Here is a 16071-nt window from a genome sequence, read left to right on the forward strand (position 1 = left end):
ACGGGGGGACAGAGCCCATGAGCGACCGTACCATTCTGGTTGTCGGCACCTATGACACCAAGGACGACGAACTGATCTATATCGCCAATGTGATCCGGGGTCAGGGCGGCAATGTCCTGACCATGGATGTCAGCGTTTTGGGTGACCCGAGCGCGCCCACCGATCTGTCCAAGCACGACGTGGCCGCCGAGGGCGGGCATACGATTCAAGAAGCGATCGACGGCGGTGACGAAAACCTTGCCATGCAAATCATGGCCAAGGGTGCGGCGGCGCTGGCGCTGCGGCTCTACCATGAAGGACGTTTTGACGGGGTGCTCGTGCTCGGCGGCACGATGGGTACCGATCTGGCGCTGGATGTCTGTGCGGCGCTGCCCATCGGAGTTCCGAAATATATCGTTTCGACAGTGTCTTTTTCGCCGCTGATCCCGTCCGAACGCCTGCCTGCCGACATCCAGATGATCCTCTGGGCCGGTGGGCTGTTCGGACTCAACTCGGTCTGCAAGGCGTCGCTGAGTCAGGCCGCAGGCGCGGTGTTGGGAGCTGCCCGCGCGGTGGAAAAACCCCGGCGCGACCGCCCGCTGATCGGCATGACCTCTTTTGGCAAGACCGTGTTACGCTACATGGTGGCGCTGAAACCAGCACTCGAAGAACGCGGCTATGAAGTGGCCGTTTTCCACGCCACCGGCATGGGCGGGCGGGCGTTTGAAAGCCTCGCCGCTGAAGGGGCCTTTGCCGCAGTGATGGATTTCGCACCGCAGGAAGTCGGCAACCACCTGATGGGGTCGTCAATCAGTGCGGGCGCGGACCGGATGACCAATGCGGGGCGCGCTGGCATTCCGCAGATCGTAGCCCCCGGTTGTTATGACCTTGTCGATTTTGTCGGCTGGCAAGACGTGCCCTCAAAACTGGCCGGGCAAGAGGTGCATGCCCATAACCGCCTGTTGTCTTCCGTCGTGATGACCGCCGAGCAGCGCCGCGAAATGGCCCGGACGATGTGCGAAAAGCTGGCGCTTGCCACCGCGCCTTGCATTTTGATCCTGCCGGTACAGGGCTGCAACGAATGGGACCGCGAAGGCGGCCCGCTCAGCGACCCCGAAGCGCTTGCCGCCTTCGTTGAAGAGATCAAGGCGCATTGCCCCGCAAATGTGCAACTCATCTCTCTGGACGCCCATATCAACGATCCCGCCTTTGCCGAAACCGCATTGGAAGTCTTCGATAAGCTCGGGCTTGACGCCTAGCGCTTCAATCAAAATGTTTCGGGAAGACCAACGACAGATATGACATCACCTGGCCAAGTGCTTTTTTGCGCGTGAACAGGTCGGGATACATCAGAATGTTCAGCCATAACCCGTCGAAAAGCCCTTCGAGCGTTTGCACCACATCCTCAGCCGACGGGCCTGCATAGTCACCCTCAGCGATGATGTCGCGGCACAACTCTATGCAGACTTCCTGCCGTTCCAAGTCGATCTCTGACGAGGTCGAGCGATAGGATTTACGATACGCCCCCTCGCCAAAAAAGGCGAACCAGACCGACAATTTTTTACGGTTGCAGACACGAGGGTGGAACTGGGCATCGACAATTGCACACAGCTTGTCGGCGGGGGTGAAATCGGCGCGATCCAGTTTCTGCATCCAAAGGTCTCGGTGTTCCTCCGCCAGAAATTTCAGCGTCTCGGCAAGCAACGCGTCTTTGCTCTTGAAATGAAAATTGACCAGGCCCAGCGATAACCCCGCTTCCTTGGTAATCGCAGTCAAGGTCGCACCCGAAATCCCGTGCCTGCTGATCGAAATCATGGTCGCGTCTATCAATTGCCGTCGCCGGGTTTTCGCCGGGGCGGTACGGGCAGATTTGGTGGATGTTGCGTCGGCCATGGCAAACTCACTGAATGGTCTTTCAATCAATTTCTTGATTTTTCCACCGCGTCAATTCATTAATTTGATCAAAATCAGAATCCAGCATGCGGAGCCCGTCCATGACCACCACTTTCCCCAATCAGGCCCAGGTTGTTATCATCGGGGGCGGTTCGATTGGCTGTAACCTGGCCTATCATCTGACCAAGCTCGGCATGACCGATGTCGTGGTGATCGAACGTGACAAGCTGACGTCGGGTACGACGTGGCATGCAGCTGGGGAAATCGTGCCTGCCATCCTCAGCACTGAATGGGAATGCGAACTCTACACCTATGGCCGAAACCTGATTGCCGGGCTAGAGGCCGAAACCGGGCAAGCCACCGGCTTCCGTCAACCGGGTTATATCCAACCGGCGGATACGGTCGAACGGCTGGAAGAAATGCGGCGCGGCGCGGCCTTCATGAACCGATTTGGCATCGAAGTGCATGAAATCACTCCGGCAGAAGCTGCCGAACGTTTTCCCATCGGCGATTTTTCAAAAACCATCGCCGCGTTCTGGTATCCGCAAGAGGGCCGCACCAATCCGGTCGATACCACAATGGCGCTGGCCCGGGGGGCCCGCAACCGTGGTGCCCGGATATTCGAAGATACGAGAGTAGACGACATCCTGACCCGCGATGGTCGCGCGGTCGGGGTGCGCACCGACAAGGGTGAAATCGCCGCCGAACATGTGGTGATTTGCGCCGGTATGTGGTCGCGCCAGATCGGCGGCCGCGCCGGTCTCAACCTGCCGCTACAAGCCGCCGAACATTATTACCTGATCACCGAACCGATGCAGGGGATAACCCGCGATCTGCCGCTGGTCGAAGACCCCCACAGCTGGGCCTATTTCCGCGAAGAGACCGGCGGATTACTGATCGGTCTGTTTGAACCGGATGCCGCACCCTGGCATATCGACGCGATCCCCGAAAATTTCACATTCGGAGAAATCGAACCCGATTGGGACCGGTTGACGCCGCATTTGGAAAGAGCGTTCCAACGGGTACCTTCTGCAGCCAATGCGGGTCTGCGCAAATTGTTCTGCGGCCCAGAAAGCTTCACCCCCGACCTTTCCCCACTGGTGGGTGAAACGCCGGAGTTGCGCAATTGCTGGGTGGCGGCAGGCCTCAATTCGCTGGGCATCCTGAACGGGCCCGGTATCGGTATGGCTCTGGCGCATTGGATCATAGACGGACACTGCCCGGTCGATCACACCGCCTTTAACGCTGACCGTTTTGCCGATGGCAGCCACAACACACCCGCGTTCCGCCGCGCCCGAACGCCGGAATTGCTGGCCAAGAGCTTTGGCGCGCATTTCCCGAATGAAAGCTTCAAGACCGCGCGCGGCCTCAAACAATCTGCCCTGCATGATCGTCTCGCCGCAGCGGGCGCTTATTACAGCGAAAGTCACGGCTGGGAACTGCCCGACTGGTTTGCACCAACACCGGAGCAGGCCAAAATAGACACCTACAGCTGGGGCCGTCAGAATTGGTGGGACTGGCACGCCGAAGAACACCGCGCCGCGCGCGAAGACGTGATCGTCATGGACATGTCTTCGATGGCCAAGTTCATGGTGCAGGGACGCGATGCCTGCGCTCTGCTCAACCGGATCAGCTGCAACAACGTGGACGTGGACCCGGGCCGTGTCGTTTATACCGCCTGGGCCAATGAAACGGGCTGCTTTGAAGCCGACCTGACGGTGACACGATTGGCCGATGACCGCTTCCTCGTCGTGGTGGGCGAAAATTCTCAAGGCCATACCGAAACCTGGATGCGCCGTCATATCAGGGCGGGCGAATTCGTCACCATCACCGACGTCACACCCGGCATTACTCAGATCAACGTGCATGGCCCGAAAGCGCGGACATTGTTACAGAAACTGAGCGATGCAGACCTGTCCAATGACAACTTCCCCTTCATGACCGCCCGGCATATCGACGTGGGTTTCTTTAACATACTGGCGCTTCGGGTGACCTATGTCGGTGAACTTGGCTGGGAATTACACGTGCCGACCCTGCATGCAGTTCAGGTCTACGACCTGCTGATCGAAGCGGGTCGCGATCTGGGCCTGCGCAACGCGGGCATGCAGACACTGTCATCACTCCGGCTGGAAAAAGCCTATCGCGATTTCGGGGTCGATGTGGACAACACCGACAACCCGATCGAGGCGGGGCTGGGGTTTGCTGTGCAACTGGACAAACCGGACGGTTTCATCGGTCGTGATGCGCTGGCGGCGATTAAAAGCGCGGGCACGCCGAAGCGGCGGATGCTGCAATTCCTTTTACAGGATCCCGCGCCATTGCTGCACGGCAACGAAATGATTTACCTGAACGGTCAGTCAGTCGGCTATATCCAAGTCGGCGCCTACGGGCACACGCTTGGCGGTGCTGTGGGTATCGGGTTTGCCGAACTGGACACGCCCCTGACCATCGACATCATCAAAACCGGCAGTTGGGAAATCGAAATAGCGGGCAAAAAATTCAAGGCTGAAGCGTCACTCAAACCGCTGTTCGATACCAAAATGGAACGCGTCCGAAGCTGAACAAAGCGGACCTGCCGGTGACGCCTGAGGGTATGGCATTGGGATGTCAGGCTCCGCGCTTCTCCGCCGATTGCGCCATGTGTCAGACCAACAGGTCCGCACCGGATTCGATATAGCTTGCTACATCGCCCATATAGGTCTCGAACATGATGCCGGAGCTGCCATAGCCGAGCTGCGTGGTGGTCCCGCTGTGGCTAACCACCATTTCACTGCCAGTAAGCGCGGTCCCGATCACGCTGGACCCAGGCGTACCATACGCGGTCAATGCATCATCCGTCGTTTGCGAACTGAAATAAAGCTGTTCCAGATCAACGTCTTCTCGAGTGGTATCGCGCAGAGCCACGGTCAGGTTTTCCATTGTAATGATGAGATACCCATTGCCAGTCTCGCGGAAGGTGAACCCGTCCGGGGTGCCACTTGCCGTGGTCGACACGCCGGAAAACAGCGGCAGGTCCGCTGCTGACACGTCGGCCAGGGTGTCACCGGTAGTATACCCGTCCGGGGTGCCGCCTGCCGTTGACGCAACACCCGTGAACAAAAGCAGATCGTCAGCCGAAAAATCCTGCACGACGGTCCTTTGCGCCGATCCGGTATCGAATACGAACACGTCGGCCCCCGTCCCGCCGGTGGACCTGTTTTCACCGCTGCCGGCGTCGATCACATCGTTGCCCCGGCCGCCGCTCAGCCGGTCGTTACCAGTTCCGCCGCGCAGCATGTCGTGGCCGCGGCCGCCGTTCAGTATGTCGCGCCCGTCATCGCCCGACAAGTAATCGTTTCCCGAACCGCCAAAGACCCGGTCATCGCCATCGTCGCCGAACAGCACGTCGTCGCCGTGGCGACCGGCAAGCCGGTCATTCAACACCGAACCATGCGCCAGGTCATCGCCGCGATGCCCTTTGAAATTCAGCGCAACCTGCGTTTCGGTCAGGTTCGCCAGAATCTTTGGCAAATCGGCGATCTGATTTTCGGTGAAGCCGATGTCGATGCCTTTGAACGTGCCGGTGCCCAGCAGATCACCATCGTCATAGAAAGAAAAACTGAGACCGTGATTGGTCTGTGTAAACTGCATGATCGCCGTCACCTGCGGGGCTCCAGGCAGTATCTCGGTGCCGGACGCGTCCATTGTGAACAGCGCAGATTTGGGGCTGGACGCATCCAGCAAGAACATCCCGTCCGCCATGGCTGCCATCAGGAAATCCAGGTCGATGCCGACTTTGGTGGCAGTGCTGAAAGTCAATGTCGCGGTCATAATTGTGTGTTCCTTTGAAACCCAGGGCCCCTTACAACCGGCCTAAATTGCCAGCCCGCTGGATTGCCCCTTTACTTACCATTGGTAAGTTAGATATTTTACCAACGGTAAGAAGTCAACGGGCCAGATCGATGTCGAAAACAAAAACCAGCGTACAGATCCTTGCGATCGCCCGCGAAATCCTTGCTAAGGAAGGTTTTTCTGCGGTTTCGTTTGATGCCATCGCCCGTCGCTTGGGGAAGTCAAAGCAAGCGGTTCTCTACTGGTTTCCAACCAAGCACGACCTGCTGGCAGCGATGTTTCTGCCATGGCTGGAAGCCGAAACCGAATCTGCTATCTCCGCATTGTCAGGCGCCACCAACAGGACCGAAGCAATCGGTCTGTTCATACGCGCAGTAGCGCAGTTCCACCTTGAAGACCTCGACCGCTTTCGCATGATGTATCTGGTACCGCAGACAACCAGCACCCGCCCGCAAGAGCCGGGCAACGCGGCTGTAGTCAATCAGGTCCATCCGGTTACGACCCGCCTCTATGCTGCGCTGGCAGATCATCTTGGTACAGATCCCGTCGCCGCGCGCGCACAAGCGGTGGCTATCCATGCTGCTGTTCTTGGCCTGATCCTTATGGTCGCGCTTGGTGAGTCCTTGAACGATCCGCTGAAGCAGTCAGAAACACAGCTCGTCGATGCATTGGTCAACAGCCTGACCGCAACATAACAAATAACCAAAAAAACCTGCTGAGTGATCGGCACCCAACCAACAGCACTGGCGCGACGTCGTCACGGCAAAGAGCAAGCGAACTGCCTTACCGCTGCCTTACCTGCGCGACTGTGGCGCAGCCCGCTGCTGCCTCATTTCGACGAGGTGCGGGCCGAGATGCCCGGCGTTTAGACGGGGGATGTGGACAATCCTGAACCACGATCAGGCACCCCCAGAACAGACAGCGGCGAGAAAAAGAGCGCCTCAACAGTCTGCTGACTTGTGCTCAACCTATATTGACACATCTGTCATTTTGACATATTTGCCACTTCGAATAAGCCAAAGAGAGATTCATGAACCGATCTTCATTTCTCACGGCCATTGCTGTCGCTTTCCTGCCTCTCGCGGCGGTAGCAGAGACCGCGCTGCCCGTCGAAATCATCGCGGTACACGCAACGCCCAGCCTCATCGACTATCAGCTCGTCGGTAAGATAGAGGCCGCCGATTCCTTTCCCGGCGCATTCCGCGCCAGCGGACGTATCGCCGAAATCACCGTCGAAACCGGAGACCACGTTCCTGCCGGATCGGTCATCGCACGTCTTGATGCGACACAAGCCCAGGCAGCGGTTGCAGGTGCTCGAGCGGGGCTCGCGGCTGCAGAGGCGTCTATGCGCCAGGCAGAACAGGCCCGCGACCGCGCGCGCAACCTGCTTGATCGGGGTGCAGGCACGCAATCGCAGCTCGATGCCGCCGAACAAGCGTTCTTGACCGCCCAGGCTTTTGAAAGTCAGTCGCAGGCCGGACTTGAAACGGCGATGCAAGCCGTCGAAGATACAGTTATTCGCACGAAAAACGCGCTGATCGTGCTCGACAAGCTTGCCCAAGCCGGCGAAATCGTCGGGCCCGGACAGGAAGTTCTGACACTCGCAACCGATGGCCACCTGGAAGTCCTGTTTCTGTCTCCCGATATGGCAGGTCTCGAAGAAATGCAGGGCGTAGAGGTCGAACTCCAGCGGCGGACCGGTCTGTCGATCAAAACGAAAATCACGAAAATCTCTCCTGTTTTAACCTCGAGCGGTACAGTTGAAGTCCGGGCCGAAATTCCATCCGCTGCCGCAACAGGCTTCACCATCGGAGATACGGTCGAAGGCCATGTTCGCCGGGAAACAGCGCCGTTTCATACCATCCCCTGGACAGCGCTATCGGTCACCCGCAATGGCCCAGCGGTCTGGATTGTCGATCCCAAGTCGATGACGGTGCACCAAAACCAGATCGTAATCGAAAGCTATAGCGACTTCGGCATCACCGTTTCAGAAGGGCTGGCCGAGGGCATGCTTGTGGTCGGGGCCGGGTCGCAATCGCTCTATGAGGGAAAAATCGTAGCCCGGGCAGGAGAACCCAAATGAAACCAGTCATCGCGACAATGGTCTTTGCGTTGCTTCCCTTGGTAGCTGTTGCAGAAGACACTCCGATTGCGGCGGCCTCGCCGCGCCCTGTGATATCCGAAATCGTCACAGCCGATCCGGCCCGCGCCCGCAGCTTCCCAGGCGTAATCGCTGGTGAAGATGTAGCGACGTTGGGATTTCTAACCGGCGGGCGGATCGCTTCTGTTTCGGTTACGGCTGGCGATCAGGTCACCAAGGGTACCACCTTGGCCACGCTTGACGAGGTCACACTGGATCAGGATATGGCAACAGCGCGCGCCGCGTTGGCCTCTGCACAGGCAAGGGCAACGTTGGCCCAGCAGCAATTCGAGCGCACCCAAACGCTGAGCGAACGTGGCGTGGCCAGTAATGCCATGCTGGACAGTGCGCGCGCCAATCGGGATGCTATGGCTGCTGATACCGAAAATGCCCGGGCCAGCCTGACCCGGGCGGAAGACGCCGCGCAATACGGCACTCTGACTGCACCGCGCGACGGAATCGTTCTTGCCGTGATGGTCGAACCCGGCGCCACAGTGTCGGCGGGGTCTGCGGTCACCAAACTCGCCGATCCGAAAGGTCGGGAAGCCATCATTGACGTGCCCGAGGCCTTTGCAGTGGTGCTTCCACCCGATGCAGCCTTCAGTCTGCGCCGCCATTCAAACGACACCGAAACCACCAGTGCCCGGCTCTCGGTCACCGAACCAATGTCCGATACCAGCCTCGGCACTCGACGCCTGCGCCTTACCCTCGACGAACCGCCCGAGGATTACCGCATCGGTAGCCTGATCGAAGCCACTTATGCCGAGGCACGCGCACCGCTAATGACCCTGCCCCGCGTCGCCATCACCCACAGCCCGGACGGTGATCCCGGCGTCTGGCGCGTCGAAGGTCAGGACCGTCGTGTGCATTTCACCAACATCACTCTTGGCGCAGACATCAACGACAGGGTCATCGTCCGCGAGGGCATTGCCGTGGGGGACGAAATCGTCACCCGTGGGGTGCACAGCCTGACTGAAAACCAAACCGTGGGGGGGCGTCTGGAATGACACGCTTCAATCTATCAGACTGGGCACTGAACCACCGCTCGTTCACATGGTTCCTGATGATCGTCTCAATGATCGCAGGCGCGATCAGCTATACCTCGATGGGGCGTGAAGAAGACCCTTCGTTCACGATTCCGACCATGGTTGTGGCGGCCTCCATGCCCGGCGCCACCGCCGAAGAAATGCTAAGTCAGGTCACCGACCGGATCGAGCAAAAATTACAGGAACTCGACGGGCTCGATATCACCCGCTCGGTCACCTATCCCGGTCAGACAGTCGTTTATGTCGATCTCGGCGATGGCGTGTCAGGGGATGAAATTGACGCCCGCTGGCTGCGCGTACGCAATCTGATGTCGGATATCCGAGGGGAATTCCCGCAGGAATTCAAGGGGTTTTCCTTTAACGACGATTTCGGCGACGTGTTTGGGAACGTCTATGCCTTCACCTCCGACGGGTATTCGCCCGATGAGGTCAAAACCTATGCCGAACACATCCGCGATCAGGTTCAGACCCTCGACGCGGCTGGCAAAGTCGACCTGATCGGCACCCGTGAACGGGTCGCCCATATCGAGTTTTCCACCACCCGGCTTGCCGCGCTCGGCCTTGATGGTCAAAGCGTGTTGCACGCGATCGCCGCGCAGAACCAGATCGTGCCGTCCGGATCAATCCAGACCGCAGATGAACGTATCCTGATCCGTGTCAGCGGCCAGTTCGACGACGTCGAAGCGCTCGCTGATGCCCCGCTCAGAATTGGCGGTGTTTTCTTCACGCTGGCCGATGTTGCCAAAGTAACCGAGGGTTATGCCGATCCGCCGAAATCTTTGGTGCGGTATAATGGCCAAGAAGCCATCGGATTGATCGTAGGTATGCGCGAAGGTGAAAACATCTTAGCTTTTGGGACAGAGCTGGACACTCTGATGGATCAGCTCGAAGCAGATTTGCCGATCGGCATAGAGATACACAAAGTCGCCGATCAGCCACGCGTCGTGGAAGAAAGCGTCGGCCATTTCCTCAGGGCATTGGCCGAGGCCGTGGTGATCGTGCTCGCGGTCAGCTTCGTATCCCTCGGTGCACGCGCTGGCTTTATCGTGTCGCTGACTATCCCGCTGGTTTTGGCACTGACCTTCGTGGTTCTCGATGCCATGGGAGTCACGCTCCAACGGATATCTCTTGGGGCTTTGATCATCGCGCTCGGCCTGCTTGTCGATGACGCGATGATCACCATTGAAACGATGATATCGCGTCTTGAAAAGGGCGAAAGCCGCGCCAGGGCCGCGTCACACGCGTGGACCTCAATCGCCTGGCCGATGCTCAGCGGGACGCTGATCACCGCGGCGGGCTTTATTCCGATCGGGTTGAACGGATCGTCGGCAGGCGAATACACGATTTCGCTGTTCTATGTCATCGGAATTTCGCTACTGATCAGCTGGTTCGTCGCAGTGATGTTCGCGCCGGTGCTTGGCGCTACGTTCCTGCCGAAGAAATGGAAACATCATGATCCAGCCCCCGGACCGCTGCGACGTCTGTTCCACGTAATGCTGCGCTTTTCGATGCGGTTCCGCTATCTCACGATCCTGTTGACGATGGGTATTTTCGCGGTCTCCGTGGTCGGTCTTGGCAAGGTCGAGCAACAGTTCTTCCCGACCTCGGACCGCCCCGAAATCGTGGTCGACGTTTCGCTGCGCCAGAATGTCAGCTTCTTTGCCACCGATACCGAAATAGCGACGTTCGAAGACTGGCTCAGCCAGCAGGAGGGCGTGGAATTCTGGACGACTTATGTCGGCGACGGTGCCCCGCGCTTTGTACTGACTCTGCAAGGTCCGACCGCCGGACCGCATGTCGGTCAGGTGGTGATCATGACCACCGGATCGCAAGCGCGCGACCGGCTGGCAAAGGCGATTGCCGACTATTCTGAACAGCGGGTCGGTGTCGAATTCTTCGCAAAATATGTCGAACTCGGCCCGCCTGTTGGCAAACCGGTGCAATATCGTATCACCGGACCCAATGCAGACATCCTGCGCGACAGTGGGCGGGAATTGGCTGCGGTGCTGGCCCGGGACTCGCGACTGCACGCTGTCGGTCTCGACTGGAACGAACCGGTGCGCGTCGTGCGGGTCAATCTCGATCAAGCCCGACTGCGCCAGCTTGGGCTGACCCAATCGGACGTGTCGGGAGTGCTCGCCAGCCTATTCGAGGGCAGTCAGGTCACCCAGCTACGTCAGAACCGCGATTTGATCGACGTGCTGATGCGCGGCGAAGCTAAGGACAGGACGTCTCTGAAGGCACTTCAGAACCTTCAATTCGCCAGCGCCCAAGGCGTGCCGATCCCGCTATCGTCGATTGCAACGCTGGAATGGGTGACCGAACAGCCTATCCTCTATCAACGCAACCGCAAACCTGTGATTACAGTCAGCGCCGCGATCCTGACCAAGGATCAGCCAGCCACTATCGTGTCGGCGCTGGAAAACGACATTGCTGCATTCCAGGCCAGCCTGCCCCGCGGCTATAACGTGGCTGTCGGTGGCACCGTGGCGGAAAGCGCTGACAGCCAGGCCCCGATAATGGCCGCCGTGCCGATCATGGTGTTCATCATTCTGCTGCTGACCATGATGCAGGTGCAAAGCTTCCGCACCATGTTCGTGGTGATGGCGGTGGCGCCGCTGGGGCTGATCGGCGTGGTCGCGTCGTTGTTGATCTCAGGGGCGCCGTTGGGCTTTGTCGCTTTCCTCGGGGTTCTCGCGCTGATAGGTATCCTGATCCGCAACTCGATCATCCTTGCGCAAGCTATCAACGATCTGATCGCCGAAGGTAAAAGCCGCTGGGACGCCGTGTTCCTTGCCTCGGATCAGCGGGCGCGCCCGATCCTGTTGACAGCCGCCGCCGCCTCTCTCGCGCTGATCCCAATTTCGCGCCAGGTATTCTGGGGACCGATGGCCTATGCGATGATGGGCGGGATCATCGCCGGCACGCTGATCACCCTGATCTTCGCCCCGGCGCTCTATGTGGCGGTCTACAGAGTCCGGCCAACCGATAAGGAGGCTTCATGACTGACGCCGAGCCCAGCAACCATCGCACCCGAGTTGGGCGGCAGCGCCGCGAACGAATGCGCGCCCGTCTGATCGAAGCCGCCACGCTGGTTTTTGCTGAACACGGCCCCGATGCGGCACAGATCGACCACGTGATCCAGCAGGCTGGTGTTTCGCGAGGCACGTTCTACAACTACTTCCAATCGACCGACGAATTGTTGATTGAAGCAAAAAACGCGCTGGCTGCCGAAATGGTTATCATGGTCAGCGAAGCGACCGATCCGTCGGCACCGCCTGCCCAGCGCCTGGCCGCAGGCCTCAAGGCGTTTATCGATCTGGTTCAGCGCCATCCGCTGCTGCTGGAATTCATCACACGCCTCGGGGTGCGCTACTTCGATGCTTGGGGGATCATTGTCCCAGTGTCGCCCGAAGGGGAATTGTCGAACGCGCTCAACGAAAACGTGGCGGAAACGCTGTCTCCGGGTATGGCAAATGATATTCTTCAGGCGTCCACGCTCATGATTCTGCTGCGGTTGATGGCGGGTAAGAAGGTCGACATTACAGCCTTCGTTTCTGCGATGCTGCGAATGCTCGGACATCCGACGACCGAAGCCATGCGCATCGCCAATCGCCCCTACACGCCGGTTAAGGTGCCCGCCGACAGCCTGATCAGCCGAAGCGAGACGGCACGCCAAACCGGAGTATCTTCGCGCCCCACCTAACCGCCCTGCCAATGCGCGAAATACTCTGTTTTCTAGGCAGGAAGCTCGTGAATACTGACTTCGGGACAGGTCTGCTTTGCTATTTCGCAGACATGTGCATGGTGTGTCAGATAGATCACCTGTCCCGTTTCACTCATCTTGGCAAGCAACCTGAATGCTTCGGCGGCGCGGTCATCGTCAAAGCTTTCCATTATATCGTCGGCGACAAATGGCACTGGCCCATTGTTGCGAACAAATTCGTGATATCCGGCGATCCGCAAGGCGAGGTAAAGCTGCGCACGCGTTCCGTCCGACAACTGCCCGGCCTGTTTGGATCCGCCTTCCGCAGCCAAGGCCACGAGAATTTCACGCATGCCATCCGGTTGCGCGGCAAGGCCGGAATAGCGCCCCAGAGACATAGCGCGGAAGGCTTCCGAAGCGCGGTCCAGCATTCCACTGCGATGGGTGTCGCGATATTGTCTGAGTGCCGCGTCGACGGCAAGCAGACCAAGCCGCTTCTGAAGGTGTTCGCGGGCACTCTCCTCCATCTCCAGAAGTAAAGTCTGGCGCTGTTCCTCAAGTCGCGCGACCGCATCATCCCCACCGACTTTTTCGAGATCATCTTCGGTCTTGCGGAAACTGGTATGCGCCTCCTCCTGATTTGATCGCAACGTTTTCAGATCGGTTCGCAGACTTTCCGCACGCGCTTCCAATTCGGTCTTGCTCACCCCTTCCAAACGCTTCAAAGCATCCTGTACCGTGCTGGTTTGCAACCGGTCACACAGATCTTCGACACAGTTGTTATGGCTGTCTTGTAGTTTTTCCCGGTCCCCGGCACGCGACAGCGCCTCGCGCGTCTGCTGCCAATTTTTCACCCCAAAAAACTGCATGAACTCGGACGTCCGGGTACGGTGTAGCTTGGCCTTACCTTCGATTTCCGAATGAGTCCGCCGGGCTGATGCAAGCCGTTTTTGCAGATCGATGCGCTGCTCATGACTTGTCTCGGCGCGGCGCTGACGCTGGATGATATGGTGCCATGCTTCATGCGGCAGGTCTTCCGCTGTCATGCCCACGCGGGCTGTCAAAGTGTTCACTGCTGCCGCGAACTGGTCTCTGTTGGTTTCCATCGCGGTAATACGGCGATTCAGATCAGCCGCGTGGTCGAAGTGGCGGCGCAACTGGTCCAGCTCTTCGAGAATGGCGCTCATCTCGGCCACAGTCGGGGGCGCGTCGGCCATCCAGGTATCTACACAGGCGGCGGCCCAATCAGATTGCCATTTGGACATGACATCGGCGGCTGTGACCAACGCAGATTCCCGCCGCGCCAGCTCCTGCTGCGCATTCGCATCTGCTTCTGCGAGCGCCTGAATTTGCGTCGCGTGGTCCAGTACGGACTGCGCGGTTTCCAGCGCATGGGTCAGGTCAGTATCCTTTTCCATGCCTCGCCCGGCCTGCGCCATCGCTGACAAGAGCCCGGAACGTGCGCGCTCCAACGAACTGTCACAAAGCGACACCCGGCGCCGGGCTTCAGTGCATTTGCGCAAAGCTTCGCGGGCATCATCTGCTCGTGTCATCCAGGCGAAGAATGCCTCGGCTGTCATATCCGCGGACAGCAAAGGCGACACGCCGGTCACGATACTGGTCAAGCGTTCCGCCAGCTTTTCGCGCAGTGCCTCGGCCCCTTTCACCCCGATTTTTGCGTCATTGACCCTGCGCCGGGCGTCGGCCAGCGCCTGTTCGGCCTCCAAGGCGATCTTCGCCTGCGTTCTTTGATCAACGATAGTCGCCGCGACCTGATCATCAAGACGCATCGCCACCTCGAAACGATCCGCCGTCTCGCTGTTCAGATTGGCCCGGTGGTGAACCCATTCCGCCTCGCGCCGGGCTCGGGCCTTTGCCGCATCTTCAAGCGTCACAGTGGACGCAGCAGAGGTTTGCTGCAGACGCGCTTGGCGCTGCGCTGCCTCTTCCTCAAGCCGCGCCAGCGTTTCGCGTTGCAATACGATCTTGCGCGTTGCGTCCTCCATTTCTGCCGCCAATCGTTCCACGACGGGGCGCTCAGGCAGAACAAGGTTCGCAACCGCTGCGGCATCTCCGATCCAAGGGGCCAGCGCGGCAAGCTTTTCTTGCCAAAGAGCATCAGCGTCGTCCAGCGACGCTTGCGCGCGGTCGCGCGACCCAACAGGGTCGTCGCGGCGGATGCTTTGAACCAGCCCGCCAAGCCCACCCAAATCGGCAGTGCTCCCACCAGCTGTCTTCAGACGCTGCGCAGTCCGCTCTGCTTCGGTCCGGGCGCGTTCCAGTTCGTAGGTTGCAACGGCATGTCTGGTTTCAATGCCAGAATGCTGTTCGACCAACCCGCGAAGTCGACCCAACACCGCGACTTCTGGCAGGACCGCGTCAGGCTCGGCACCGGATTGCCCCAAACGGGCCAGACTGACACGGATCGCCTGATTTTCAATGTCCCGTTCCTTCAGGCGCTTGGGCAGGTCAGTCGATGCCGTATCGTAGGCTGATTTCAGCTTTCCAGCGGCTTCGATACGATCGCGGGCTTCAAGTATTTCTGTGTCCTGCGGAATTCTGCCCAGCTCTTCTTCGAGGGCTGCGACAGACTTTTCAGAAGCTTCAAGCCGTGTCGCCATTTCCGTTTCTTCACGATCCAGAGCAGGCAATTCGGCAAGCCACCCTTCAGGCGGAACGGGCAGGTCGCCAAATTCGGAGAGCTGATCCTCAATGCGTTCAAGCCGTAAGGCAAGCGGCAATGCACCCGACAAACGTTCCGTTTCATTAAGAGCGGTTTGCGCGGCCTCGGCCTCTTTTCGGGCGCTCTGCCAGGCGGCCTGTTTTACGTCCCGTTCCTTGGCAAGCCGGGCATATTCTGGCGCAGCGGTATCCAGTGATTTCATCCGCTCGCCGAGCGCATCAAACTCTGCTCTGAGGTCCCGCAGTCGCCCCTTGCGCCCCGTTGCGTTCAGAAATTCCGCTGATTCATCCCGCAGCGAGTCAATCTGCGCGGCAATATCTGTCAATCCGGCGCTGGCCTGAAACAACAGCTCTCCAAGGTCGCCTTCGCTAGCAAGGATGCTTTCCCCGCCATCGTCCAGTGTCTGCCGGTTAAGCGAAAACATCGCTGCATAGGAGGCCCGGTCAAGCCCTCGCAGGCCAACATTCAACAGCGCTTCGCCAATCGGGGCCCCTTGGGCATCGAGCAGGGAATGGTCGCGTTTCTTGATCCGGGTCACGCTATGCGAACGGCCGTCAATCTCGAGCGCCGCACCAAGCTGCATGGATGGGTAAGGATGCAGAAACCCCATCGGGCTACGCACCGGAATCTGAAACAACAGATCAAGCCAGGCCGACAGAAAGGTCGATTTTCCAGCCTCGTTGGCACCATAAATCACATGCAAATCGGGGCTGCCTTTGACTGCGGTGCCAAAGGGCAGGCTCAGGTCGGTGAATTTGCCGTACCGCGTCAGATCGAAACAAGTCAGGCGCAT

The 16071-nt window shown here is 58.9% G+C and carries 10 protein-coding genes; 7 read left to right on the forward strand and 3 right to left on the reverse strand.

From position 1 onward, the window contains the following. The first annotated feature begins 17 nt into the window (after nt 1-17). Complete coding sequence (locus tag VOI23_RS02230; protein ID WP_323780891.1) at nt 18-1238, forward strand: Tm-1-like ATP-binding domain-containing protein; 1221 nt, start codon at nt 18-20, stop codon at nt 1236-1238. Nucleotides 1239-1242: 4 nt separating this feature from the next. Here VOI23_RS02230 and VOI23_RS02235 read toward each other — a convergent pair whose 3' ends face one another. Continuing rightward, the gene (locus VOI23_RS02235) at nt 1243-1872 is read right to left on the reverse strand and encodes a TetR/AcrR family transcriptional regulator (protein ID WP_323780893.1); all 630 of its coding nucleotides are present in this window, start codon (nt 1870-1872) and stop codon (nt 1243-1245) included. 101 nt (nt 1873-1973) lie between these two features. On the opposite strand from VOI23_RS02235, the gene VOI23_RS02240 reads away from it, so the two are divergent. Then, nucleotides 1974-4433 (forward strand): FAD-dependent oxidoreductase, encoded by a 2460-nt coding sequence (locus VOI23_RS02240; RefSeq protein WP_323780896.1) that lies wholly within the window; start codon nt 1974-1976, stop codon nt 4431-4433. 82 nt (nt 4434-4515) lie between these two features. Here VOI23_RS02240 and VOI23_RS02245 read toward each other — a convergent pair whose 3' ends face one another. Further along, nucleotides 4516-5682, reverse strand: a complete 1167-nt coding sequence (locus VOI23_RS02245) for a calcium-binding protein (RefSeq protein ID WP_323780899.1) — start codon at nt 5680-5682, stop codon at nt 4516-4518. Nucleotides 5683-5813: 131 nt separating this feature from the next. On the opposite strand from VOI23_RS02245, the gene VOI23_RS02250 reads away from it, so the two are divergent. The 5 genes from VOI23_RS02250 (at nt 5814) to VOI23_RS02270 (ending at nt 12595) form a co-directional block, all read left to right on the forward strand. Next, entirely contained in the window at nt 5814-6398 is a 585-nt protein-coding gene (locus VOI23_RS02250) for a TetR/AcrR family transcriptional regulator (protein ID WP_323780903.1), read from the forward strand. Between the two features lie 335 nt (nt 6399-6733). Beyond that, nucleotides 6734-7786 carry an efflux RND transporter periplasmic adaptor subunit gene (locus VOI23_RS02255; RefSeq protein WP_323780905.1) on the forward strand — a complete coding sequence of 351 codons (1053 nt, stop codon included), beginning with the start codon at nt 6734-6736 and terminating at the stop codon, nt 7784-7786. After that, on the forward strand, nt 7783-8850 hold the full coding sequence (locus tag VOI23_RS02260; RefSeq protein ID WP_323780908.1) for an efflux RND transporter periplasmic adaptor subunit: 1068 nt from the start codon (nt 7783-7785) through the stop codon (nt 8848-8850). The genes VOI23_RS02255 and VOI23_RS02260 overlap by 4 nt, the downstream gene beginning before the upstream one ends. Next, nucleotides 8847-11894: an efflux RND transporter permease subunit gene (locus VOI23_RS02265; protein WP_323780911.1), complete on the forward strand. Its 3048-nt coding sequence runs from the start codon at nt 8847-8849 to the stop codon at nt 11892-11894. Before VOI23_RS02260 ends, VOI23_RS02265 begins: the two co-directional genes overlap by 4 nt. Further along, nucleotides 11891-12595 carry a helix-turn-helix domain-containing protein gene (locus tag VOI23_RS02270; protein WP_323780914.1) on the forward strand — a complete coding sequence of 235 codons (705 nt, stop codon included), beginning with the start codon at nt 11891-11893 and terminating at the stop codon, nt 12593-12595. Before VOI23_RS02265 ends, VOI23_RS02270 begins: the two co-directional genes overlap by 4 nt. 32 nt (nt 12596-12627) lie before the next feature. Here VOI23_RS02270 and VOI23_RS02275 read toward each other — a convergent pair whose 3' ends face one another. Continuing rightward, nucleotides 12628-16071 (reverse strand): ATP-binding protein, encoded by a 3444-nt coding sequence (locus tag VOI23_RS02275; RefSeq protein ID WP_323780917.1) that lies wholly within the window; start codon nt 16069-16071, stop codon nt 12628-12630.

The organism is Thalassovita sp. (assembly GCF_034670005.1).
Classification (GTDB): domain Bacteria; phylum Pseudomonadota; class Alphaproteobacteria; order Rhodobacterales; family Rhodobacteraceae; genus Thalassobius.